Below are 19,865 nucleotides of genomic sequence, written 5' to 3' on the forward strand. Positions count from 1 at the left end.
GGCGGTATCTCGTAGGGTGATGGTTCCGGGTGTCAGCTCGGATGGCCCGCGGCGGACGAGGAGCACGGCGGTGGATGGGCGGCATCGGGGACCGTTGTGGCGGGCCATTGCCTCCGCCGAGGATGTGGCGGGTCGCCGTGACAGCTGGGCACAGACCGTCTGTCTCGCCTGTGTGGAGACTTTCGACCGGGTGGACGCGGCGATCCTGGCGTTGCGGGGTGGTTCGCACGCCGAGGAGGTTTTGGGCGCCAGCGACCCTTGGGCCGCCGACCTGGCGGAAGCGCAGTACACCGTCGGCGAGGGTCCTGGCGTGGAGGCGTTCGCCGCTGGAACCCCGGTGCTGGTCTCCGACCTCAGGGTCGAGCAGGTGCGCTGGCCGGGTTTCGCGCAGGCCGCCCTCGACGGCGGGGTGGCGGCGATGTTCGCGTTCCCGCTCCAGTTCGGGGCCATCCGGCTCGGCACCCTGGAACTGATCCGCCGCGGCCCCGGCGGGCTGCCCAGCGACGAACTGAGGGATGCCGTGCTGGCGGCGGACCTCGGTGCCGCGGCGCTGTTGCGGCAGGCGAGGACGGCCGAGGTCGAAGGCCACGAATTCGCCCCGGATCCGGTGCGGTCGTTCCAGGATGTCAATGTGGCCACCGGCATGCTCGCCGCCCAGCTGCACATCGGCCTGGATGATGCCTTCACCCGGTTGAGGGCGCACGCTTACGGGCGGAACCGGTCGATCCTGGACGTCGCCCGTGATGTGCTGGACCGGCGCATCGTCCTGGACGAGCTCGCCGAATGAACCGTCGACCTGGAGGAAACATGAGTCGCCACCGAAGGGCTGACGGCGGTCCCGGCACACTGCCCGCCGATCTGACCGAGGCCTTGGCCGCCATCACCGCCCGGCTGGTCAACACCCCGGACAACGCCTCCGTACTGCGCCTGATCACCGAGGTCGGTACGGATCTGCTCGGCGCGTCCGCGACCGGCGTACTGCTGGTCCGGCCCGGCGGCGGGTTGGACGTGGTGGCCGCGTCCGACGGGAAGGCGCGGTTCCTGGAGTCGCTGCAAACGGACATCGATCAGGGACCGTGTGTCGATTCCATCGCGTCGGCCACCCTGATCACTTCGCCCGACTTGTCGGCAGATCGGACGAAGTGGCCGGACTTCGTGCCCGCCGCGCTCGCGGCCGGATTCCGTTCGGCGGTCGCGGTGCCGATGAGGCTGGACGAACGGGCGGTGGGCGGGTTCAACCTGCTCTACGACACCGAAACGGTGTTCGAGCGGTGGCAGCTGGAACTGGGGCAGGTGGTGGCGGATCTGGCGGTGCTCGCGCTGGTGCAGGAACGCGGCGAGCGCCGTGCGGACCGGTTCCTCGAAACCACGGTCACCGCGCTCAACGACCGGGTCCAGTTCGGCCAGGCCGTCGGCGTCGTGGCGGGAACACTCGGCATCGAGCCCGCGGCCGCTCATGCCGCGATCCTCGGCTACGCGACCGAACACGCCCTCGCGCTGCGCGACGTCACGGGAGCGATCACCGACGGCTCACTCGACCCGGCGAACCTGACCTAGACCCAGCCCTCGTAATCGGGGTCGGCGGTGCCGTCGGCCTGGGCGTCGACGATGGCCGCGATCCGGACGGCCTCGGCGTCGCGCCCCGCGTCGATCGCCGCGTTGAGCGCGTGCGCGGTGTCGCAGCCCTGCCAGCCTTGCAGGACACCGACCGCTTCATTGACCGCCGCCCGTCCCTCGAGCGCCCGGACGAGGCCGGCCGCGGCCTCGAGCAGTTCGGGATCCGGCTTGGGGGAGGTCATGCCCCCACCGTCCTCCATCCGGCGTAGGAACACCAGTGGCGCTCAATGGTGTGCTTGGACGATCGCGGTGACGAGCTGCTCGGCGCAGTCGCGGAGTTTGACGTTCTTTCGCTGTGATTGCTCCACCAGGAGCTGGAAGGCTTCGTCGGCGGAGACGCCGTGTACACCCATGAGGATGCCTTTGGCCTGGTCGATCACGGCGCGGGAGAGCAACGCGGTGGCGAGCTGGTCGGCTTCTTCCCTGGCGATCCGATACCGGGCGGTGGCCCGCATCGCGCCTTCGACCGCGGTGACGAACAGTTCGAGCAGTACGACGTCGACCTCGCGGTAGGCATGGACGTGGAATCCGTAAAGGTTCAGCGAGCCGGTGTGTTCGGCGTCGATCGCCAGCGGCGCCGAGAGGAAACTGGCGACCCCGGCGGACGCGGCCTGTCCGGCGAACTCGGGCCAGCGAGCGTGCGCGGACCCGACGTCCACCCGGACGATCTGTCTCTTCACCGCGGCTTCCAAACACGGCCCGGCACCGGCACGGTACTGGTCGGTGTCGATGCCCAGGGCACGTTGATCGGTGCAGGCGGCCGTGGTCGGGACCCCGCCCTTCAGCAGGGTCACACTGACGACGTCCGCGCCGGGAATGACGTGGAGCAGCTGGCGGGAGATCACCCGGAGCGCGGTGTCCAGGGCGCCGTCGTCCTCCAGGGACCGGATGAGCGCTTCCAACGCCGCCGTCACGTCGTCCAGCTGACGGCGGATGCCGGTCGGTTCGTCTGGCGACGACATGGCGGTTCCCTTTCCCCGAACCACCGTGGGGTCGCTCAGGACTCCAAGGTATTGAGAGAACCCTGTGTGTTCAAGCCGCCACTGTCGATGACTCAGCGGTCCTGAACGGCCGGCTCTCCCCTGGGAGTTCCACCCTCACCAACGGAAAGCCGGCCGTCCTGGGGCGCGGTGGGGTGCGTGCACACCGCCCACCGCCGTCGAGGTCCCGCGGGACTCGACGAGCGGCTACCCGCTCTCGGTGGGGTCAAACCCGGCAGTGCCACATTCAGGAGAACTCCTTTCTGGCCTTGGTGCCCCCGTCGACCAGGATGTCGACCCCGGTCAGGTAGCCGGGTGCTTCGCCGGCGCAGAACGCGAGAACGGACGCGACCTCCTCCGGCCTGCCGAATCGCTTGATCGCCGCCGACTTCACCAGGTCGCCGGCGCCGTGGTTCTCTTCCAGCCGTCCCATCGCGGTATCGAAGCTCCCCGGCGAGACGGAAACGACCCGCGCTCCCCGTTCGCCGAACTCGGCCGCGAGGAACCGGCTGTCATCCTGGTCCTTCCCGGCTGTCGCCGCCCGGGTCTGGGGCCCGGTCCGGTCGGGCTCGCCGCTGGCAGGGCGGCCGGGAATGAATCGGCGGGGCGGCTGGTTGTACAGGGTGGTCGTAGTTTTGTGTGTTCGTGTCACCGCACGCTCGCAAGGAACGTTGTTGCGGGCGCCGCTCTTTTCTCCCTCAGGGATCAGGCAGCCGCGTCGAGAACCGGCCAAGGGTGTACCGCACGGTGCGGTCCCCGTAACCAGCCCTATGAGGAGAATAGATGTCTCAGGGAACTGTCAAATGGTTCAACGCGGAAAAGGGCTTCGGCTTCATCGCCCGCGAGGATGGCCCGGATCTGTTCGTGCACTACTCCGAGATCGAGGGCAACGGCTTCCGTAGCCTCGAGGAGAACCAGCGCGTGACGTTCGACGAGGCCCAGGGCGCCAAGGGCCCGCAGGCCACCCGCGTCCAAGCGGTCTGAGCCACGGTGGGCGATGCCCGCCATGAATGACACCGGACGAGGGGCCGGCACCACAGGGTGCCGGCCCCTCGCCTTTTGGCTGCCGTCGGATGAGCTTGCCGGAACGAGTGGTCCGCAGTCTCAGCGTCTTGGGACTGTGGACAGAGAGAACGCAAAAAATCAGGTTACGGTGATCCGTGACCTGGAGTCTGGGAGTGCGCCATCAGGGAGACGGTGGCTCCTTCTCTCTGAGTCAACAAGGAGCCACCGTCGCTCATCGGTCGTTTAATTGGTCAGCTCAAGCTCTTGGGCTTGCTTCACGAGATCGACTAACTCCGTTACAAAGTCGTAGACTTCGTCGTCACCCGGGTACCATTCGGCAACCGCAGGTAGGAGTGATTCTCGGACTACGGCCATGATCTCTTCAGCTTGCTTGCTTGTGTATACGCTGAGGGAGAAGAAACCGTAGCCTCCTTCGGCGAAGTGGTGCAGCTTTTCGGAAAGTTTATCGTCCGCAACTTCGCCGGCGATAAATTCAACTACTCGGAGCAGCAGTCCCCGCGAGGGCATCCATGACAGCATCTGCGGTGGCTGAACGCGCCCCGGTGGTTCTACGATGAAATCTCCGGACAACTCATTTCACCTCAGGATGAACACGAATGGTTCGTGTGGTCGAATAAAGTCCTTGAGTTTTTGGATCTGCCAAGAACTCGTCGTCTGGTCGCGGGTGTGGCATCCCCACGCCGGCCGAAGCGGCCGAATTGGCCAAGAAAGCAACCCTACCGGATCGGCTCTCAAGGCCGATACCTGGCACAGGGCAGGCTCGTTTGTCGTAGACGAGATCGGCAAGAAGGGCATCGTGTTCAAGATCGGCAGCAAGGATGGCAGGGGGATGCCACTCTGATCCAGATGCCAGGAGAACTCAACGGCAAACCAGGTAGATATGAGTGGATAGTTCGAGATGGTATCATGAGCCATCAGATGTTCATTCGCGGTGGAGCAATCAATGGAATAGCGATCAAGCCATGAGTGATAGTGACCTGGTAAAGTTTCGTATTCCAGCCTCGTTCGTGACTGATAATGTGGCGCTGACCCCGGCCGAGGCGGCGTATGGATTCGAGCACGGGTGGCTCACCGCGGACGATGTAGTCAAGGTGGCTCTCGCAGCGTATGAAACCTTTACCGCTATCCCTGGCGCGTTCGAGGAACTCGCGTTACTCCTGTCCGATGACTATGACCGTGTTCCCGACTTGCTGAGCGCGCTGCCTCGTCGCGAAGAGAAAGAAGAGGCTCGTGTCTGGTTCTTTCTCGCTCTATCCTGGGTGTATGACCACAAGGACTCCTATGTGGACCCACTTGAAACAGTTGAGATGATCTCCGCTGATTTCGGATACCCGGAGGAAGGTCGCGCACTCCTTCGATTTACGCCAGTCGACGATGACAGGCTGGTCGGTGTGGAGTCAATGTACGAAAGGTGGCTGGAATACATTCAGCGTACAAAGGCGTACCTTTCCAAGCGTGCTGCCGGTAACTGACCGGGCAGAGTGACGAGACCGGCTGCCGTCATCACGGCCTGACCCGTGCGTCGGACACCGTCCGACGCACGGGTCAGTAGCAGCAGTGGATTGGGTCAGATGCCTCCGATACCTTCTTCGTGGCTCCTGGTCGAGGAGCTGGTGGTCACCAGGCCCGGTATGACTGATGCCCCCAGTCGTACGCACGTTCCGGGGTGGTGTCGCCGGGTTTGGTGGCATCCGAGAACCGCTGACAAGGGCACGGCCGCCCCCTGGGTATGTCGTCGGAACGTGACTGTCGGCCGGCGGTGCTCGATCCGGTGACGGTGCACGGCGGACGGAAGATACCTCAGTGTGCTCCCGTCGCTCGCTCATGGCCTGCGCCGAAGCGACAGAAAGCCTGGTTCGTCGAGCCCGGCTACGAACCAGGCCGGGGCGGCGACCGAGGTCTGCGCTCATCCGTCCCGGAGGGCAATTGACGGGGCTCATGGCGGGCCCGCCTCGGGCTCAGACATCAACAAAGCCCGCCGACGGCACCCGGAAAACCGGGACAAACCGTTGGTGGGCTTTGATTTCTCACTGTGCGCCATCAGGGACTCGAACCCCGAACCCGCTGGTTAAGAGTCGGCACTTGGGCGTGTCGGATGGTGTCGAGTGACGCTGGACAAGACCTTTTCGTCTGGTTGCGACGGGTCTGCGGTGTCGTCGTGTGTCGCCTGGTGTCGGACTGTTTCAGACTTCTCGGGCTCGTCTCGGGCTCGCGGATGTCGGGTTCTGCCGCCTAGCTCAACCGTCTTGGAGAGCCGCATTGCCAGGTGGTGTGTGCGATGACGGAGGGGGAGCGGCGCGATCCGATTGTGTCGGCTGTGAGCACGACGGTGGTAACCGTGGTCGGGCTGAAGTTCCTCTCCAGGACTCTCGACTGTGGACGGTACGGCGACTACCGCGCATCTTGGCGCGCCCGTTGTTGACCATCACCGCGCAGGCCGAGCGGGCGTTCTCTTTCTGGTCCGACAAAGCGAGGCGGGCCAGCGACCGGTGCAGTGGGAGCCGAACCGGTGGATGGCCCCGATCGCGCCGCAAGCGAATCGCGCACTGAATAATACAAGTGACCTAGGTCACCTCAATGGATGCGCTGCTTGCCGCCGCCACGTCATAACGACCGATGGCGCAAATTTCAGCAGTGACGGCGGACACGGTCTTGCTGTCCCCTGCCAGATGCCGGGCCACGTTCCCTGACGAGCGGGTTGCCCTTTGCCGGATAAAGGCTGTGTCGTCGATCTCATTCTCTGGGAACGTCATCAGTGATGGAGCCGTCCGAGGTCTCCTAGTTCGAGGGAGACAGGGCGGGGAGGAACGGCTTTGCGGGTTACCGAGCGGCGGTCAGCGCTCGTCGTCGTCGCGGTCGAGCTCGGGTTTCCGCTGAGCTTGCTGGCTTGGCGGTATTCGCTGCGGCACGCGTCGCCCGCGCTGGCCGCTGAACTTACCCCCGTCGCCCACCTGCTGCCGTTGCTCGCGGCTCCGCTGCTGATCCTCATCGCGACGTCACTGCGCCGGCTCCGCCACGGGCCGCCTCCCTGGTGGTGGACGGGCGCCGCACTGATCATCCAGCTCGCCTTCGTCTTGGTCGCCGCAGACCAGGCGGACACAACCGTACTGACGCTCATACTCGGTTGCACGCTGCTCGTCACGTTGCCGAAGCCCTGGTCCTGGCTGGCGTTCACCGTGACGATCGTCCTGGGCGTCGCAGCGCATTGGACAGCTCCCGTACCCGCGATGCTCGGCCTGCTGGCCCACAATCTGCTTTCGGGCGCGGTGATCTACTCCGGCATTCGCATGGGCGAGTTCGCCGTGGCACTACGCAAGGCCCAGGACCAGCTCGCCGGGCTCGCGGTGGTGCGGGAACGAGCACGGGTGTCTCGCGATCTGCATGACAATCTCGGCCAGGAGCTCACCGCGATCGGACTGCGCGCGGAACTCGCCGCGCGTCTTGTGCTCAAAGCACCTGACCGCGCCGCGACCGAAATCCAAGCGGTGCAGCACAGCACCGAAAAGATCATGGACGACGTGCGCCGGATCGCCAGGGGCCACTGGCAACCGGTGTTCGAGGACGAGCTGGCCACCGGAACCGCGTTGCTGGAGTCCTCGGGCATACGCTGCCGGACGCGCCTGGGTACCGCCCCCGGCGACCGGATCGCGCCGATTGCCGGCTGGGCGCTGCGTGAAGGGATCACCAACGTCCTCAAGCACAGCAATGCGGAGCAGTGTCTGATCATCACCGAAACCCGCAATGAGCGGTTCCGGTTGGTTATCGAGAACAACGGTGCCCGGCGTGCCGGGCCGCCTGGCACAGGGATAGCCGGGATAACCGACCGGGCACTCGGCCTCGGCGGGCACGTGCGGGCAGGCCCGGCCGCGGGCAAACGATTCCGTCTCATCGTCGAACTACCGAACGGAGAGTGAAGATGCCGGGCGCGATCAGGATTTTCGTGGCCGAGGACATGGCCGTACTCCGAGACGCACTCACCGCGCTGCTGGCTCTCGAACCGGACATCGAGGTTGTCGGCGAGACCGATCGCGGCGACCAGGTTCCCTCGCTCGTCGCCAGCTGCAGGCCCGATGTCTTGGTACTCGACATCGATCTGCCCGGACAGAACGGCCTGACCCTCGCACGGCACCTGCAGGACCACCGGATCCTCGTGCTGAGCGCGCTCGATCGGCCAGGCATCGTCCGTGAGGCGTTGGACGCGGGAGTACGCGGGTTCCTGCCGAAAGGGGCGTCCGTGGACGCGTTGACCGCCGCGATCCGGCAAGTTGCCGCCGGCGGCTTGGCAATCGCGCCCGACCTGCTGAACGCGGCGATGAAGGACGGGAAGAACCCGCTGAGCGAACACGAGCAGACGATCCTGCGCCGGATCGCCACCGGGGCCACCGCCGCCGACATCAGCCGGGAACTGCACATGGCGATCGGGACCGCCCGCAATCACACGACCCGGGTGCTGCAGAAGCTCGGTGCCCGCAATCAGATCGAGGCGATCAGGACGGCCGAGCGGTATGGCTGACTGTGACCTCCGGGCCTGAAGCAGGTCCTAGGCAACGTCTCTGGCGTTCATCGACCACCACGCGACGGCGCCTGTCACGAGCAGCCAGGCAAGCAGCACGATTACCGCGAGCGGCCGTGAAAGCAGGTTCATTTCGGCGTCGGTGAGCAGGGAGAGGGCCGCGCCGAGGGGCAGGGCGCGGCCGATTCCCGGCCAGAGTTGCAGCACCACCGCCGACCCGGCAAAGGCCCCGAACGCCGCGACCGGCGCGAGGAAGTAGTTCCCGATCACCACGCCGAAGCACAAACCGACGACTGCACAAGCCGCGGCAGCCGGCATCGCGCCGAGCACGATCGCGAAGTCCCACGCTGTTGCCCCGGCGACCGCCGCGCCGGCGGCGCCTACGAGTCCGAGCAGACCACCACATAAGGCGGTCACGACGGTTTTGGCCGCCAGTGTCGGAGTCCTTTGCCCACTGAGGACGGTCCTGGCGACTACGCCATGACGCCGGTCGAGCGCATATCTGTGCGCCCCGTAGAGCGTCGCGACGAATGCCGACTGACCGATCCCGCTGGATGGCGCGGACAGCAACGCCGTCATGGCCAGATAGCCGAGCAAGACAAGGTCGGTGCGCAAACGCATCGTTTCGGCACGCAACAACCGAAGAGTCATCGGATTTCCCTCTTGCAAAAGAGCTGCCAGCCCGTGAACGCCGCGACGGCAAGCCAACCCGCCCCGATCAGCGAACCGAGCACTGGGCCGGACAATCCCGGAAGCGGCGCTCCGACGATGCTCGCAAGCGCACTGGCAGGCAGGAAACGCGTGACTTCGGGAGCGACGATACTCAGCGGCAGCTCAAGGGCGAAGGGCACCAGCAGCGAAACAGACGTAGCCGCGTAGTAGTTCGGCAGGATCCAGCCGACGGCCGCCCCGATGCCGCCCGCCAGCGTGCACGCGGCCACACAACCGGCGAAAGCGCGCCAGGCACCAGGATCGACACGGTCGACCGCCGCCGTGATCGCGCCCCACCCCACGGAACCCGCCACTCCGGCCACGAAACCGCCCACCGCTCCCGCGATCAGCTTGGCCGCGAAGACGTGTGCCCGGCGGTGCATGAGCACGGCCCGTTCCATCGACTTGTAGTAGTAGTCTCGAGTGACCACGAACGAGCCGAGGAAAGCCGCGGCGACCGGGCAAACCGCGAGGTAGGCCAACATGTCCTGACCCTCACCGGTGATCTGCCAGGCGAACCACGGCAACAGCAGGGTATAGGCCAGTACGAACAGCATCCAGAAACCGCTGCGAGCCTTGAGTAACTCCGTACGAACGGCCTCACGCATGGTTCACCAGCTCGAAATACCGATCCTCGAGCTGGTGAACACCGTTGCCGGTGAGCTCATCGAGTGAACCCGCGAAAACCGTACGGCCCTTGATGATCACGATCTCGTCCACGGTCTGCGCGAGTTCGGCGAGCTGATGGCTCGACAGCAGCACGGTGCCACCCCGGTCGGCGAAGGACCGCAAAAGCCGGCGCAGCCAGCGAATTCCCTCGGGATCGAGCCCGTTGGCCGGTTCGTCCAGCACGAGCATCTCGGGATCTCCGATCAGCGCGGTGGCCAGGCCGAGCCGTTGCCGCATCCCGGTGGAGTACTGGCCGAGGCGGCGCCGGGCAGCGCGGCCCAGGCCGACCTCGTCCAGCACGGCGTCCACCCGGTCTTTGGACGCTCCGACAGCCGTCGCGCAGATCTGCAGGTGGCGGCGGCCGGTGATACCGGTCTCGAAGCCGAGGCCCTCCATGTGCACGCCGACCTGCCGACCGGGCATCTTGAGCTGCCCGTAAGGCAGGCCGAACACGGTCGCGTAGCCCGAAGTGGGCCGCACCAATCCGAGAAGGCCCCGCAGTGAGGTGCTCTTGCCCGCGCCGTTGGGCCCGATCAGCCCGACGACGCGACCGGCTCCGACCGCGAAGTCGAGGTCCTCCACGGCGGTCACACCGCCGTACCGTTTGCCGAACCCGCTGAACTTGATCGTCATTCTTCTCCCTTGAACAGGTATTTCCAGGCGGTGAGCACGTGTTCGCGCAGCAACCATCGCCCGAGCGGCTCGGTCCCTCCCGGCACGGTCGCGCCGCCTTGCGCGTCGAGTCGCGACACCGCAGCGCCGTCGAGAGGCACGATCACCGCGTCGATCGCCGAGTCGGATCGGAACGGCATGAGTGTCTCCGCGGGGACTTTCGCGTCCCGCGGCTCTCCGACGCCGACGCGCGCCGTGCCCAGTTCCGTGGTGAGGAAGATGCCTTTGCGTTGCAGCAGGACAGGTTCGCCCGGACGCACCGCGGTGAGCGGCGGCAGCACCAAATGGACACCCGAACGGTCCACGATGTATCCGGCCTTGACGTCGTTCCGGACTTCGATCAGCCCGAATGGCACTGCGAACATCCCGGATACGACCAGGGAAGCCACCACGAGCCTGCACAGGCCGGCGCCGCCGCGTTTCGCTTCTCGCAGCGCGATGAAGGCCTTGCGGCAGAGCCAGTACAGCAGAAATCCGGTCAGCAGCAGTTTCGCGGCCGCACCCGCGGCGCCAAGACCCAGCAGCAGTGGACTCCACTTGGTGACGACCAGCGTCAGTACCACCGCGGGGAACACGAGACACAGCAGGCCGAAGGGGATCACCCATCGCCGACCTGGCAAAGTCCGGTCCAGGCGTACGCCGAACAGGAGGCGAACGAGCCATCCGCGCGCGTCGGCCATCGCCTTCTCGCGAAGCCGCGGGATGTCGAGGTACGACATCAACGCCAAGTAGCCGTCGAGTTTGATCCACGGAGCCAGATTCACCGCACCGGCGAGGTAGGAGGCGATCGCGAAGCCGAGAACCGTTGCCCGGCCGTCGCCGGCGGGCAGGATCGGCGCGAGCAAGGCGGCAAGGCTGCCGATGACCGCCTGGGTGGCGACGCCCGCCATCGCGACTACGACCCGCTGCCGGGGACGCGCGAGCCGCCAGCCGTCGGTCACCTCGCAGAAGCAGGCCGGTGTCAGGTAGAAGAGCATGATTCCGAGCCAGCCGGGTCTGCCCCGGAAATGGGTGAGGGTGGCGCCGTGCGCGAGTTCGTGGACGACCGTGGTCGCGCCGAGACCGAACCAGATCAGCACCCCTGAACTCATCGGCAACGGCCGGGAGAGGGCATCGGCCAGCGTGGCGCGCTGGACGGCCAACGCGGCCAGGCCGGCGAGGAACACCGCGATGGTGGTGCCGAGGACGGCCCGGCCGGACAACCTGGTCAGCATGGGACGCAAGGGGTCAAGCAAGCGGGAAGCCTCGACCACGCGCAGTCGCAGGACCGTCCACGATGGGGCCGTGAACCGGCATTCCGGTGGCGGCGGCCGGTTTCCCGGCTCCCAGAGCAGGCCGAGCCCGCTGAACCTGCGCACCGCGTCGCGTACGAGGTCCGGCGTCCAGCCCAGCGCGGCCGACAGTGTCTCGGCGTCGCGCTCGCCGTCGAGGGCGGAAAGAAGTTCGCCCAGGTCGTCGCTGACTCGCAACGGGTTGGCGCCGGGGCGCTCGATGATCCATGGTGCACCATTGGTCAGCGGGCCGTGCACGGTGATCCACGGCGCGCGCCGCGGTTTCGTCAAGCTCTCCATGTCAGATCAGCGGATGAGGGAAGTAGCGGACGGGTTTCGTGGCGGCTGCGGCGATCCGAGCACGCTGCCAGGTGAATTCGTGCCGCTCGTCCATCCGCAGTGGCTGGTAGCCGGCGACCACGACCTTTATCGCGTGCCAGCCCATAGCCCGGTGCTCCGGGGGCAATCGTGCCGTCAGGTCGACCGCGACCGGCCGTCCCCCGTCGGCCACCACGGCCGCCACCAGGTCGGTCAGCGAGTGCGGCGGGCGGCTCGTCGCTCCCGGCTCGGTCGTGGCCAGCCCGCGTAACCGCCGGTCAAGCTCGGTGACAGCGCTTTCGGTCTGCCACAGAGCGGCTCGGTCCATGTCGTCACGCACGACTTCCGGAACGGTGCGCCGTCCGATCCGCCGCAGTGCTTCGCGGACCTGCAAGGATTCTTGGAGCGCGATCAGCAACGCCCTGCCCAGCTCCTCGTGTGCCTTGGCGCCCACGGCAGCGCGGCCACCGTCGATCACAGCCCCCAGCACGCAGTGGAATCCAGGCAGCACGGGAACACGCAGCAGCCGGGGCTGAAGCCCTTGAGCACACACAGAGCGGTACAGCCGGGTGAGGTGGCGCCAGTCGGCGGTCGGGCGGGCGGCGGCGATCTCGGCCTCGACGTCGAACTCCTCGAGTTCCACATCGGCGGCCCAGGCGACGCTGACCGCGTCCCGCTCGATCAGCTCCAGCAAAGCGCCGCGCAGCGCGAACTCCCGGGTCGGGCCTGCAGCGGCTCCCGACGGCGTCGGGTCGAACCAGGGGTCCTCCGCCGGGTAGTCGACCAGCCCGGCCGGCACCCAGACGCTCTCGCCGGAGCCCAGCCGCCTGCCGCGATACCAGCGCAGCGGACGGCCTTCAGCGCGTGCGTCACCAAGACCTTCGAAATCGAGAGCGGTGTCGCCGAGTGCGTCGCTCGTGGCCTTGATCGCGTCGGGGCCGCGTTCGCCAGGGAACAGGGCAAACCGTTCCACCGCCTCACCGGCGGCCCGCGAGATCGTGTCCTTGCGGCTCACCCCGCAGGCGCCGACGATATGGACCGGGTATTCGTCGATCGTCCGCCCGCGGACGGCGAGACCGCCGATGTCGACCGCAACGTTCCACAAGGGAGGTTCTGACCGCTGTGGTGGCGCGACCCGCCAGCCTCGGGTGAGACCGTTGGCCGGATCCAAGGTCTTGATCATGTCGAGCACGACAGCACCTCCCCGAAGAGTTCTTCGATGTCCGCGACGGCCAACCCGGCGAGCATCGGCAACCGCCCGCCCCACGACCGCACCGCAGCTTCGGCAGCCTTCCTGATCACGTCCGCCGGAGCGGTGAGCTCATACTCGATCCGCCAGCGCCGCAACAGATTCCGCAGACCGGTGACCGGGTCTTCGTGACCGAGCCGGCCCCACGCTTCGGTGAGCGACGCGGTGTTGCCATACCGGGTGTCGCCTTCGAGGATCCGTGCCCAGACCGCAGGAAGCAGACACGCGGTCGCGACCATCTTGCGCACCCCCAGTGCGCAGGAAAGTTCGTTGGCCAGATACCAATGCTTGGCCGAATACCGGCCGCGGCCGGCGAGTGCCCAGCCCGTGTGCGTGGCAGTGCTGAGCATCGCGACGCTGAGGCGGGCATCTTGCCCGCTGTCCCCCGCGGATATCCGATCGCCGACGGCGACCAGCTCGGCTGCCAGTGTGGCCGCCTCGGCGTCCGGCAGCCCGCCTACCCGCGCACTTCCCGCCACGGGGCCGAGTACCCGCAGCAGTGCTTCCAGCGCGCCTTCGCGCAGCAGATGCTCCGGAAGCGTCGCGGTGAGTTCAGGGTCGAGCACGGCGAGGTCGGGGCGCAACGCGCTGCCCGCGACGATCCGCCGGTCCGGCCCGATCCGCACGCACGCGACCGCGCTGGCCTCCACCCCCGTGCCGACGGTCGTCGGCACGAAGACCCTGCGTATCAGGGGTTTCCGGGTCTCGGGCAAGGTGATCGCGCCCGCTCTCCAGCCCCATGCCTCTATCAGGTCCGCCGCCGCGGGGTCGGCGTGCACCACGCTCGCGAGCTTGACCACGTCCAGCACGCTGCCGCCGCCGATGGCCAGCACGGCGTCCGGGGCGAACTCGCCCAGACGCTGTGCCAGCCCTCGGACCGCTCCGCACCCGGTATCCGACGCGTCGAGCCGTATCGCCTCCCCCTCGAAGGCGATCATGGCGTCGACGACGACCAGGGTCCGCTTGCCGAGTGACCGGCGTGCGATGTGGAGCGCGCCAGGCCCGGCGACCACCGGAGTCGGCGCGTCGCGGCGAAGTATCATGCCGCCACCTCATCCAAAGTGGACACAAGAAGTGCTTCCAGTTCCTCGAAGTCCGCCTCGGTGTAGGTCAACGCGGGAACCAGCTGCACGCAGTCGGGGCCTGGCTGCACGATCAGCCCCGACCGCCGTGCCACGGCCATGACTTCCGCGGACCGTCCGGTCAGTTCCACTGCCCGGAAGCACCCGCGTCCGCGATGCCCTGTCACCATCGGGTGAGCCGTGAGCCGGTCGAGCAGCTTGCCCAAGCGTGCGCTGTTCCTCGCCGCGAGCTCGACCGCCTCCAGCCGTGCCATCTCCTCGACCATGGCGAGCACCGCGGCACAGCTGCTCGGCGAGCCCGCCTGGGTCTCGCCGTGTACCAGGACCGCGTCGGCGCGCTCGAAGTCCTCACACACCTCGTGCGAAACGACCACGGCCGATGCCGCACAGGTCCCGTTGGTCAGACCCTTCGAGGTGACCAGCACGTCTGGGCGTACCGGCCAGTCTTGTGAGGCGAAGTACGGTCCTGTTCGGCCGAAGCCGGTCGCCACCTCGTCGGCGACCAGCAGGAACCCGTGCTCGGCACGTAGCCTGCCGAGCGCGTTGATCAACCGGTCGGACACCTCGTACGCGCCGGAACCGAGTACGGGCTCCAGCACGACCGCGGCGACGCGGTGACCTTCCCTGGCGAGAAGGGTTTCGAGTTCTACTTCGTCGTGATGGCCTACGTGGCGGACGGCTCGCTGGTCCACGCCGTAGCCACGCTGGCCGAGTTCCTCGCCGGTGAGGGAAAACCCTCCGTAGGTCAGGCCGTGATAGCTGCCTTTGAGCCCGACCACGACCCGGCGCGGCTCCTCGCCGCGCAGCGCTTGGCAGTGCCGGACGAGCTTCATCATGGCGTCGTTCGCGGCTCCACCGGACGTGGAAAACAAGACCCGGCCGTACTGTTCCGGCCCACAGACCGCCAGCAACGCGTTCGCCGCGCGCACAGCCAGGTCGTGCCCGCCCCGGAAGAGGCTCAGGTACGAGGCCGTATTCAACGATTCGCCCACCGCGTCGGCGATGGCCCTGTTGCCGTAACCGAGGTTGACGTTCCACAGGCCGCTCGTCGCACACAGCGCCCACGAGCCGTCGGCGAACCGCACGCGGGTGCCCTGCGCGGAGACCGCGTGCCGTTCCGGTTTGCCGTATTCGCTCGGCGGGATCAGCGACTCCCACACCGGGTAGCGCTCAGGCATGGCGGCAGACCAGCTGGTAGGGAACCTGCTCACCGGGCTTGCCGCGACGCTGTTCGACGACCGTCAGGCCCGCCAGCGCGAGTTCGGCCGTCAATTCGCCCGAATCGAGCAGCTGAACCTCGCTGGTGAACAACTCGCGGCCGACCGTCACGTGGTCGTCGACGGTCTCGGTCAACACACTGGTGGTACGCACGCCCCGGCGGCCGTCGAAATGCTGGAGCAGCGTGAGCACGGTGGCACCGTCCTGGACCATGGCGACCCGTTCGGTGGCGCGCGTCCTCGGCGTGAGCGTCGCGGCGATGTCCATTCCGCTGACGTAAAACACGCCGTCCGGCCTGAGATGGTCGACCACCAGGCCGAACAGGGTCGCGCGCTGCGCCCGGTCGAGCAGGCACACCGACGAGGTGCCCAGCACGATGAGGGCGAAAGTCTCATCGAAGGCGAACCTGCTCATGTCGGCCTCGATCACCCGGATCCGTTCGTCCCGGCTTCTCAGGAGGTCCAGCAGCGCGAAAGAGTTGTCGAGTGCGACGACCTCGTGGCCGCGCGCGGCAAGGGGGATGGTCAGCCGGCCAGAGCCGGCGGCGAGCTCCAGGATCGGCCCGGCGCTCTCCAGCGCCAGACGGAGCACCTCGGACAGTTCCGAAAGATCATGGCGGGACAGGGCGTCGTAGACCACCGCGCCCGCCGGGCCGTAGAGCGGCTGGGGACGCAGCCCGTACAGGGCCGCGAGTTTTCCCGCCGTGCCGGGAGCCGCGGCGGTCATGCCGGCTCCTCGGCCCGCAGCACGCCCGCGTTCACGAGCTTCGCGACTGTGGTCTTGACCGCGCCCGGCGCGGCGCCACCGAGGCCGAGATGCTCGGCGGCGAGCTCGATCGCCTGTTCCGCGGCGCCGGTGAGCAGCACGAGTTCGAGGATCTTCGCCGCGTCCACGCCGAGGCGGAACACTCGTTCCCGCACGGGATCGCACACCAGGTACTCGTCGTCGTTCCACAACAGCAGCGGCGCGTCGACGGGTTCTTCGAGATCGGGCAGCCCCTTGGTGAGCCGCGCACCGAAACCGGAGACCGCGTAGCCGGATCGCCCGTTCGCCCGCAGGTCGCGCAGCGTGTCGATGGCACGCAGGTAGCGGGACAGCCAAGGACGGCTCGCCCGTGCGTCGTCCAGCACCGAAGTATCGATCACACCACCGAGGCAACCCTCATTTTCGGCGTCCGTGAAGGATTCGACAGTGCCGAGCGGCAGGCCGCCCGGCGCGGTGCGCACTTCGCCGGTGTCGCTCACGTGCAGTCGCCGTGTCCCGGCGCAGGGATGAGTGGTGCCGAGCGCGCACTGGTCGGCGAGGAAGACACCGGGATGCAGCAACTGTTCGACGAAGATGCCCTGGGTCCTGGCGAGGTCCGCGTCCTGCAGAAACCCCTTGTGGTCGGCCGAACCGCCGATCCTGACGATCGTCGGACCGGCGATGGCGAGGAACGGCGTCGCCAAGTAGTCCTGGGTGTATACGAACAGATCGTCCCCGACGAGAAGTTCGTCGCCTGGCTCGGACAGTCCACCCTCGTAGGCGACGACGGGAGGATCGCCGGGCTCGGGACTGAACACGAGTCCCTTCGGACCGGACAACCGCACGGCGTGCTCGATATATGCCGCGGACTCGATAAAGACAATCCGGTCCGGACAATCGGTAGCCGGGAACAGACCACCGGCCAGCTGCACCACCGCCGCGAGCACAGGCTGCTCCTCCATAGTTCTTCTCCCCAAGGTGTTTGAGCGCGGTCTACCGCGTCGACATGGAAGATTAAATGAGCGATCGACCGAAACCGGAATTCCGGGAAATATTCCCGACAACTCGGGAAATGCTCCCACGCATTGGAAAACGCCCGTGAAACCGATTAGCGTCCACGCTGACACCAAGAGGGGGTGAACACAATGGATACCAGCACCAAGCCGGAGCTCGACCTTTCCGTCCAGGAACTTGAGCTCATGGTCGGCCTCGGCGGAAACTGCGGGGGGAACGTCGACCCCGTGGCCTGTGACGCGTCACTGGGCGGCGCCATCAGCCTGAGCGTCGCTTTCACTGTGGCCGTCATCACCTGATCATCATCCCAAGGAGGGCAACCGTGCGAACGGACATTCTGGATCTCTCGGTCAATGAGATCACGTCGAACGAGCTTTCGCTCGGCGGACTCAAGTCGATCGACCTGTCGATCACGGAACTGGAAAGCGCGGCCGCGCCTGATGTGGCCAGCTTCCTTGGCGGCGTCTCCGCCGCCACCGCGGTGAGCGCGCTCATTCTGACGTAGCGCGGAAACCTGGAGGAGGCACCCGGAAAGGGTGACCCCTTGCTATCAGGTGCCTCCTCCGGGCTATAGTCCGATCATGATCAAACGAAATCAGGACAATAAAGTCGCGACCCTCTCGGCCTATCTGGTCATCGGAATAGCACTGCTCACCATTTCCTTTACCGTCAAGGATCCGCAGTGGCTGAAGATCGGTCTGCTGGTGCTGGCGATCGTCTTCATGGGCACCATTTCGGCGCAGCTGCTGCGTGAGACGCGCCGCCGCCGGAACGACGAGGGCTGAATGAAAGGGTGACACCATATGCCTGCTGTGCGGGACAGGCACCGGGTCGACACGGTCCTTGACCGGTTCGGCCTGGGCGGGCTCGATTGGGCCGCGGCCACAGCGGCGGGCGGGCGGAACGACAACTGGCTCGGCACCACGGGCACCGGCCGCGGAGTCTTCGTCAAGACGATCTTGGGCTCGGGCACGGTGGTGACACACGGCCTGCGCCGGACCGAGGCGTTCTACCGGGCACACGCTGACTCCGGCGCTCCGGACACGTTGCGCACCACGGTACTGATCGGGCAGGACGACCACGCGGCCGTGCAGATCTTCGACCGGCTCGACGGCGCCCGTGACGGCCGGGAGACCGCGCGGGACGGCACCTTCGACTCCGCACTCGCCACACAAGCGGGTCAAGCAATCGGCGCGTTGCACGGCATCTCCCCCGCCCCGCTGCACGAGGTCGAGAAATCGCTGCCTCCATTGCCGGACGAGAATCTGCTCGCCGGGTTGACCATGGAGATGTTCTACGCCGCCAGCGCCGCCGAACTCGATGTATGGCGCATCCTCCAGCAGGACAGCCTCATCCAGGAATCCATCACCCGGCTGGACCGCGACGCCGCCGATGCGGCGCAAGTGCCTGTGCACGGCGACCTGCGCCTGGACCAATTTCTGATCGCGGACGACCGGCTCTACCTCGCGGACTGGGAGATGTTCCGGCTCGGCGACCCGGCGAGCGACCTCGGCGGCTTCGTCGGCGAATGGCTGCACCACGCCGTCACCCGCTTCCTCGGGGACAGGATGAAGCGCGGCACGGCTCCCGCCCCCACCATCGCACTGAGCCCAACCTGGCGACCATGGCGCGATACACGCCCCTTGGCCGAAGCGTTCTGGCTGTCCTACCGCACGGCTCATCCGGCCCTGGCGCCCGGTTTCGCCTCCCGTGTCACCCGTTTCACCGCCTGGCACCTGCTGCTGCGAGTGGTCACCGACGCCCGGTTCCGCGCCAAGCTCGACGGCTCGGGCCTCACTCTGATCCGACTCGCCAAAATGATCTTGCTTGACCCCGGCCGCTTCGCCACCGTCCTCGGGCTCGGTGACTGATGACTTCGCTCGCCCCTCGTCTCCGCACCCTGTTGTCTCGAACGCGGATCACTGCCGATCAGGTCACCATCTGCGGGCGGAAGATCAAAGCCGGCAGCCGCGGCGAACTGGAACAGAAACTCGCGGCGCACTTGTACGCGACCTTCCACGCGGGTCTGCCGAACACGGCATCCGGCAAAGCACGCCTCAAGAAAAGCCATTGGCTGGAACAAGAACTCGCCGAAGCCATACCGCACACCACGACGCCGGTCACCGCCATCGCACGAGAGGACAACGGTGAACAAGTCCTCGTGGAATGGGACGGCGTGCTCGTCCGAGTGCCCCGTGAACTCGCCGCGGACACCCCGGATCCCGGCATGCCGGTCCGGCTGCTCGTGCCACCCGCGCGCCCCGGTCTGTCGCCGGGATTCCAGTTCGTCACCGGTTCGCGGCCGCCGGTATTCGCCGGCCCGCTACTGCGGGTCTACGTACATCTGACCGATCCCGCAAAGGCCGCTTTCCTATGGCAGGCCGTCCTTGGTTCACTCGAACTAGCAGGCGTCGCATACCAGGCGAAGGTCTTGATCCGCGCCGACGAGTACCCGCGACGCGATGCCATGGTCGTCTATCTTCCGGCAGAGGAAGCCGACGTCGCCCGGCTCATCGCCGACACGGTGCGCGGCCAGCCTGGAACCGGCGAGATCACCTCGCTGTTCGCCGAGCAGCTCGCACCCGGCGTGGCGCGAGCCTGGGAGCCCATCGACACCAGGTTCGGCATGGCCGGACTCAGCTTCGGCCTGCACCGCTGCAGAGTGCTCGCCAAGGCACTGCTCGACGACAGCGAACAACCGGAAAAGGCCGTCCTCCAAGCCTTCCTCGCGGCGGGCATAGACCCGGAAAATCCAGCACTGAACTCCGGCAAGTGATGAAA

At 66.8% G+C, this 19,865-nt stretch carries 24 protein-coding genes; 11 read left to right on the top strand and 13 right to left on the bottom strand.

What is annotated here, in order from left to right:
* Nucleotides 1-70 precede the first annotated feature (70 nt).
* Together DMH03_RS13465 and DMH03_RS13470 are read left to right on the top strand one after the other, a co-directional pair.
* A complete protein-coding gene (locus tag DMH03_RS13465; protein ID WP_233611497.1) occupies nucleotides 71-787 on the top strand; it encodes a GAF and ANTAR domain-containing protein in 717 nt (238 codons plus the stop codon).
* A gap of 20 nt (nucleotides 788-807) precedes the next feature.
* Nucleotides 808-1,557 (top strand): GAF domain-containing protein, encoded by a 750-nt coding sequence (locus DMH03_RS13470; protein ID WP_125792320.1) that lies wholly within the window; start codon nucleotides 808-810, stop codon nucleotides 1,555-1,557.
* Here the strand turns inward: DMH03_RS13470 and DMH03_RS13475 are convergent.
* The 3 genes from DMH03_RS13475 to DMH03_RS13485 form a co-directional block, all read right to left on the bottom strand.
* Complete coding sequence (locus tag DMH03_RS13475) at nucleotides 1,554-1,799, bottom strand: hypothetical protein (protein ID WP_125792321.1); 246 nt, start codon at nucleotides 1,797-1,799, stop codon at nucleotides 1,554-1,556. The two genes, DMH03_RS13470 and DMH03_RS13475, sit on opposite strands and share 4 nt — an antisense overlap.
* A 42-nt stretch (nucleotides 1,800-1,841) precedes the next feature.
* Nucleotides 1,842-2,579, bottom strand: a complete 738-nt coding sequence (locus DMH03_RS13480) for a GAF and ANTAR domain-containing protein (RefSeq protein WP_125792322.1) — start codon at nucleotides 2,577-2,579, stop codon at nucleotides 1,842-1,844.
* Nucleotides 2,580-2,844: 265 nt separating this feature from the next.
* Entirely contained in the window at nucleotides 2,845-3,249 is a 405-nt protein-coding gene (locus DMH03_RS13485) for an SDR family oxidoreductase (protein ID WP_199748852.1), read from the bottom strand.
* Nucleotides 3,250-3,380: 131 nt separating this feature from the next.
* Between DMH03_RS13485 and DMH03_RS13490 the strand changes: the two genes are divergently transcribed.
* A complete protein-coding gene (locus DMH03_RS13490; RefSeq protein ID WP_125792324.1) occupies nucleotides 3,381-3,581 on the top strand; it encodes a cold-shock protein in 201 nt (66 codons plus the stop codon).
* Between the two features lie 264 nt (nucleotides 3,582-3,845).
* On the opposite strand, the gene DMH03_RS13495 is transcribed toward DMH03_RS13490, so the two are convergent.
* Nucleotides 3,846-4,193 carry a hypothetical protein gene (locus tag DMH03_RS13495; protein WP_125792325.1) on the bottom strand — a complete coding sequence of 116 codons (348 nt, stop codon included), beginning with the start codon at nucleotides 4,191-4,193 and terminating at the stop codon, nucleotides 3,846-3,848.
* A gap of 392 nt (nucleotides 4,194-4,585) precedes the next feature.
* On the opposite strand from DMH03_RS13495, the gene DMH03_RS13500 reads away from it, so the two are divergent.
* From DMH03_RS13500 to DMH03_RS13510, 3 genes are all read left to right on the top strand, one after another.
* Nucleotides 4,586-5,095, top strand: a complete 510-nt coding sequence (locus DMH03_RS13500) for a DUF2247 family protein (protein ID WP_125792326.1) — start codon at nucleotides 4,586-4,588, stop codon at nucleotides 5,093-5,095.
* A gap of 1,341 nt (nucleotides 5,096-6,436) precedes the next feature.
* Entirely contained in the window at nucleotides 6,437-7,537 is a 1,101-nt protein-coding gene (locus tag DMH03_RS13505; protein WP_125792327.1) for a sensor histidine kinase, read from the top strand.
* A gap of 2 nt (nucleotides 7,538-7,539) precedes the next feature.
* Entirely contained in the window at nucleotides 7,540-8,136 is a 597-nt protein-coding gene (locus DMH03_RS13510) for a response regulator transcription factor (RefSeq protein WP_125792328.1), read from the top strand.
* Between the two features lie 27 nt (nucleotides 8,137-8,163).
* On the opposite strand, the gene DMH03_RS13515 is transcribed toward DMH03_RS13510, so the two are convergent.
* Genes DMH03_RS13515 through mpaB form a run of 9 tightly spaced genes read right to left on the bottom strand, consistent with a single transcriptional unit; the run spans nucleotide 8,164 to nucleotide 17,032 of the window.
* Nucleotides 8,164-8,787 carry a hypothetical protein gene (locus DMH03_RS13515; protein WP_125792329.1) on the bottom strand — a complete coding sequence of 208 codons (624 nt, stop codon included), beginning with the start codon at nucleotides 8,785-8,787 and terminating at the stop codon, nucleotides 8,164-8,166.
* Nucleotides 8,784-9,455 carry a hypothetical protein gene (locus DMH03_RS13520; RefSeq protein WP_125792330.1) on the bottom strand — a complete coding sequence of 224 codons (672 nt, stop codon included), beginning with the start codon at nucleotides 9,453-9,455 and terminating at the stop codon, nucleotides 8,784-8,786. Before DMH03_RS13520 ends, DMH03_RS13515 begins: the two co-directional genes overlap by 4 nt.
* On the bottom strand, nucleotides 9,448-10,149 hold the full coding sequence (locus DMH03_RS13525) for an ABC transporter ATP-binding protein (RefSeq protein ID WP_125792331.1): 702 nt from the start codon (nucleotides 10,147-10,149) through the stop codon (nucleotides 9,448-9,450). The genes DMH03_RS13520 and DMH03_RS13525 overlap by 8 nt, the downstream gene beginning before the upstream one ends.
* A complete protein-coding gene (mpaP, locus tag DMH03_RS13530) occupies nucleotides 10,146-11,759 on the bottom strand; it encodes a daptide biosynthesis intramembrane metalloprotease (protein ID WP_125792332.1) in 1,614 nt (537 codons plus the stop codon). Before mpaP ends, DMH03_RS13525 begins: the two co-directional genes overlap by 4 nt.
* A 1-nt stretch (nucleotide 11,760) precedes the next feature.
* Nucleotides 11,761-12,960 (bottom strand): YcaO-like family protein, encoded by a 1,200-nt coding sequence (locus DMH03_RS13535; RefSeq protein ID WP_233611533.1) that lies wholly within the window; start codon nucleotides 12,958-12,960, stop codon nucleotides 11,761-11,763.
* Complete coding sequence (mpaC, locus tag DMH03_RS13540) at nucleotides 12,957-14,069, bottom strand: daptide-type RiPP biosynthesis dehydogenase (RefSeq protein WP_125792334.1); 1,113 nt, start codon at nucleotides 14,067-14,069, stop codon at nucleotides 12,957-12,959. The genes DMH03_RS13535 and mpaC overlap by 4 nt, the downstream gene beginning before the upstream one ends.
* Nucleotides 14,066-15,286 (bottom strand): daptide-type RiPP biosynthesis aminotransferase, encoded by a 1,221-nt coding sequence (gene mpaD, locus DMH03_RS13545; RefSeq protein WP_125792335.1) that lies wholly within the window; start codon nucleotides 15,284-15,286, stop codon nucleotides 14,066-14,068. The genes mpaC and mpaD overlap by 4 nt, the downstream gene beginning before the upstream one ends.
* Entirely contained in the window at nucleotides 15,279-16,052 is a 774-nt protein-coding gene (gene mpaM / locus DMH03_RS13550; protein ID WP_125792336.1) for a daptide-type RiPP biosynthesis methyltransferase, read from the bottom strand. The genes mpaD and mpaM overlap by 8 nt, the downstream gene beginning before the upstream one ends.
* Nucleotides 16,049-17,032 (bottom strand): daptide biosynthesis RiPP recognition protein, encoded by a 984-nt coding sequence (gene mpaB, locus DMH03_RS13555; protein WP_125792337.1) that lies wholly within the window; start codon nucleotides 17,030-17,032, stop codon nucleotides 16,049-16,051. Before mpaB ends, mpaM begins: the two co-directional genes overlap by 4 nt.
* 183 nt (nucleotides 17,033-17,215) lie before the next feature.
* Between mpaB and DMH03_RS42045 the strand changes: the two genes are divergently transcribed.
* From DMH03_RS42045 to DMH03_RS13575, 5 genes are all read left to right on the top strand, one after another.
* Nucleotides 17,216-17,383 carry a hypothetical protein gene (locus DMH03_RS42045; RefSeq protein WP_158633080.1) on the top strand — a complete coding sequence of 56 codons (168 nt, stop codon included), beginning with the start codon at nucleotides 17,216-17,218 and terminating at the stop codon, nucleotides 17,381-17,383.
* 23 nt (nucleotides 17,384-17,406) lie between these two features.
* Nucleotides 17,407-17,589 carry a hypothetical protein gene (locus DMH03_RS13560; RefSeq protein ID WP_125792338.1) on the top strand — a complete coding sequence of 61 codons (183 nt, stop codon included), beginning with the start codon at nucleotides 17,407-17,409 and terminating at the stop codon, nucleotides 17,587-17,589.
* Nucleotides 17,590-17,665: 76 nt separating this feature from the next.
* Nucleotides 17,666-17,869 carry a hypothetical protein gene (locus DMH03_RS13565; RefSeq protein WP_125792339.1) on the top strand — a complete coding sequence of 68 codons (204 nt, stop codon included), beginning with the start codon at nucleotides 17,666-17,668 and terminating at the stop codon, nucleotides 17,867-17,869.
* 18 nt (nucleotides 17,870-17,887) lie between these two features.
* Nucleotides 17,888-18,955, top strand: coding sequence for a class V lanthionine synthetase subunit LxmK (gene lxmK, locus DMH03_RS13570; protein ID WP_125792340.1), 1,068 nt, complete (start codon nucleotides 17,888-17,890; stop codon nucleotides 18,953-18,955).
* Nucleotides 18,955-19,860, top strand: a complete 906-nt coding sequence (locus tag DMH03_RS13575) for a T3SS effector HopA1 family protein (RefSeq protein WP_125792341.1) — start codon at nucleotides 18,955-18,957, stop codon at nucleotides 19,858-19,860. Before lxmK ends, DMH03_RS13575 begins: the two co-directional genes overlap by 1 nt.
* Nucleotides 19,861-19,865: the final 5 nt, after the last annotated feature.

The sequence above is a fragment of the Amycolatopsis sp. WAC 01376 genome, assembly GCF_003947415.1.
Classification (GTDB): domain Bacteria; phylum Actinomycetota; class Actinomycetes; order Mycobacteriales; family Pseudonocardiaceae; genus Amycolatopsis.

Excerpts from the sequence above, each read along its gene's own strand:
- DMH03_RS13470 (WP_125792320.1), top strand. The coding sequence starts at position 808 with ATGAGTCGCCACCGAAGGGCTGACGGCGGTCCCGGCACACTGCCCGCC.
- DMH03_RS13475 (WP_125792321.1), bottom strand. The coding sequence starts at position 1,799 with ATGACCTCCCCCAAGCCGGATCCCGAACTGCTCGAGGCCGCGGCCGGC.
- DMH03_RS13480 (WP_125792322.1), bottom strand. The coding sequence starts at position 2,579 with ATGTCGTCGCCAGACGAACCGACCGGCATCCGCCGTCAGCTGGACGAC.
- DMH03_RS13490 (WP_125792324.1), top strand. The coding sequence starts at position 3,381 with ATGTCTCAGGGAACTGTCAAATGGTTCAACGCGGAAAAGGGCTTCGGC.
- DMH03_RS13500 (WP_125792326.1), top strand. The coding sequence starts at position 4,586 with ATGAGTGATAGTGACCTGGTAAAGTTTCGTATTCCAGCCTCGTTCGTG.
- DMH03_RS13510 (WP_125792328.1), top strand. The coding sequence starts at position 7,540 with ATGCCGGGCGCGATCAGGATTTTCGTGGCCGAGGACATGGCCGTACTC.
- DMH03_RS13515 (WP_125792329.1), bottom strand. The coding sequence starts at position 8,787 with ATGACTCTTCGGTTGTTGCGTGCCGAAACGATGCGTTTGCGCACCGAC.
- DMH03_RS13520 (WP_125792330.1), bottom strand. The coding sequence starts at position 9,455 with ATGCGTGAGGCCGTTCGTACGGAGTTACTCAAGGCTCGCAGCGGTTTC.
- DMH03_RS13525 (WP_125792331.1), bottom strand. The coding sequence starts at position 10,149 with ATGACGATCAAGTTCAGCGGGTTCGGCAAACGGTACGGCGGTGTGACC.
- mpaP (WP_125792332.1), bottom strand. The coding sequence starts at position 11,759 with ATGGAGAGCTTGACGAAACCGCGGCGCGCGCCGTGGATCACCGTGCAC.
- DMH03_RS13535 (WP_233611533.1), bottom strand. The coding sequence starts at position 12,960 with ATGATCAAGACCTTGGATCCGGCCAACGGTCTCACCCGAGGCTGGCGG.
- mpaC (WP_125792334.1), bottom strand. The coding sequence starts at position 14,069 with ATGATACTTCGCCGCGACGCGCCGACTCCGGTGGTCGCCGGGCCTGGC.
- mpaD (WP_125792335.1), bottom strand. The coding sequence starts at position 15,286 with ATGCCTGAGCGCTACCCGGTGTGGGAGTCGCTGATCCCGCCGAGCGAA.
- mpaM (WP_125792336.1), bottom strand. The coding sequence starts at position 16,052 with ATGACCGCCGCGGCTCCCGGCACGGCGGGAAAACTCGCGGCCCTGTAC.
- mpaB (WP_125792337.1), bottom strand. The coding sequence starts at position 17,032 with ATGGAGGAGCAGCCTGTGCTCGCGGCGGTGGTGCAGCTGGCCGGTGGT.
- DMH03_RS42045 (WP_158633080.1), top strand. The coding sequence starts at position 17,216 with ATGGATACCAGCACCAAGCCGGAGCTCGACCTTTCCGTCCAGGAACTT.
- DMH03_RS13565 (WP_125792339.1), top strand. The coding sequence starts at position 17,666 with ATGATCAAACGAAATCAGGACAATAAAGTCGCGACCCTCTCGGCCTAT.
- lxmK (WP_125792340.1), top strand. The coding sequence starts at position 17,888 with ATGCCTGCTGTGCGGGACAGGCACCGGGTCGACACGGTCCTTGACCGG.
- DMH03_RS13575 (WP_125792341.1), top strand. The coding sequence starts at position 18,955 with ATGACTTCGCTCGCCCCTCGTCTCCGCACCCTGTTGTCTCGAACGCGG.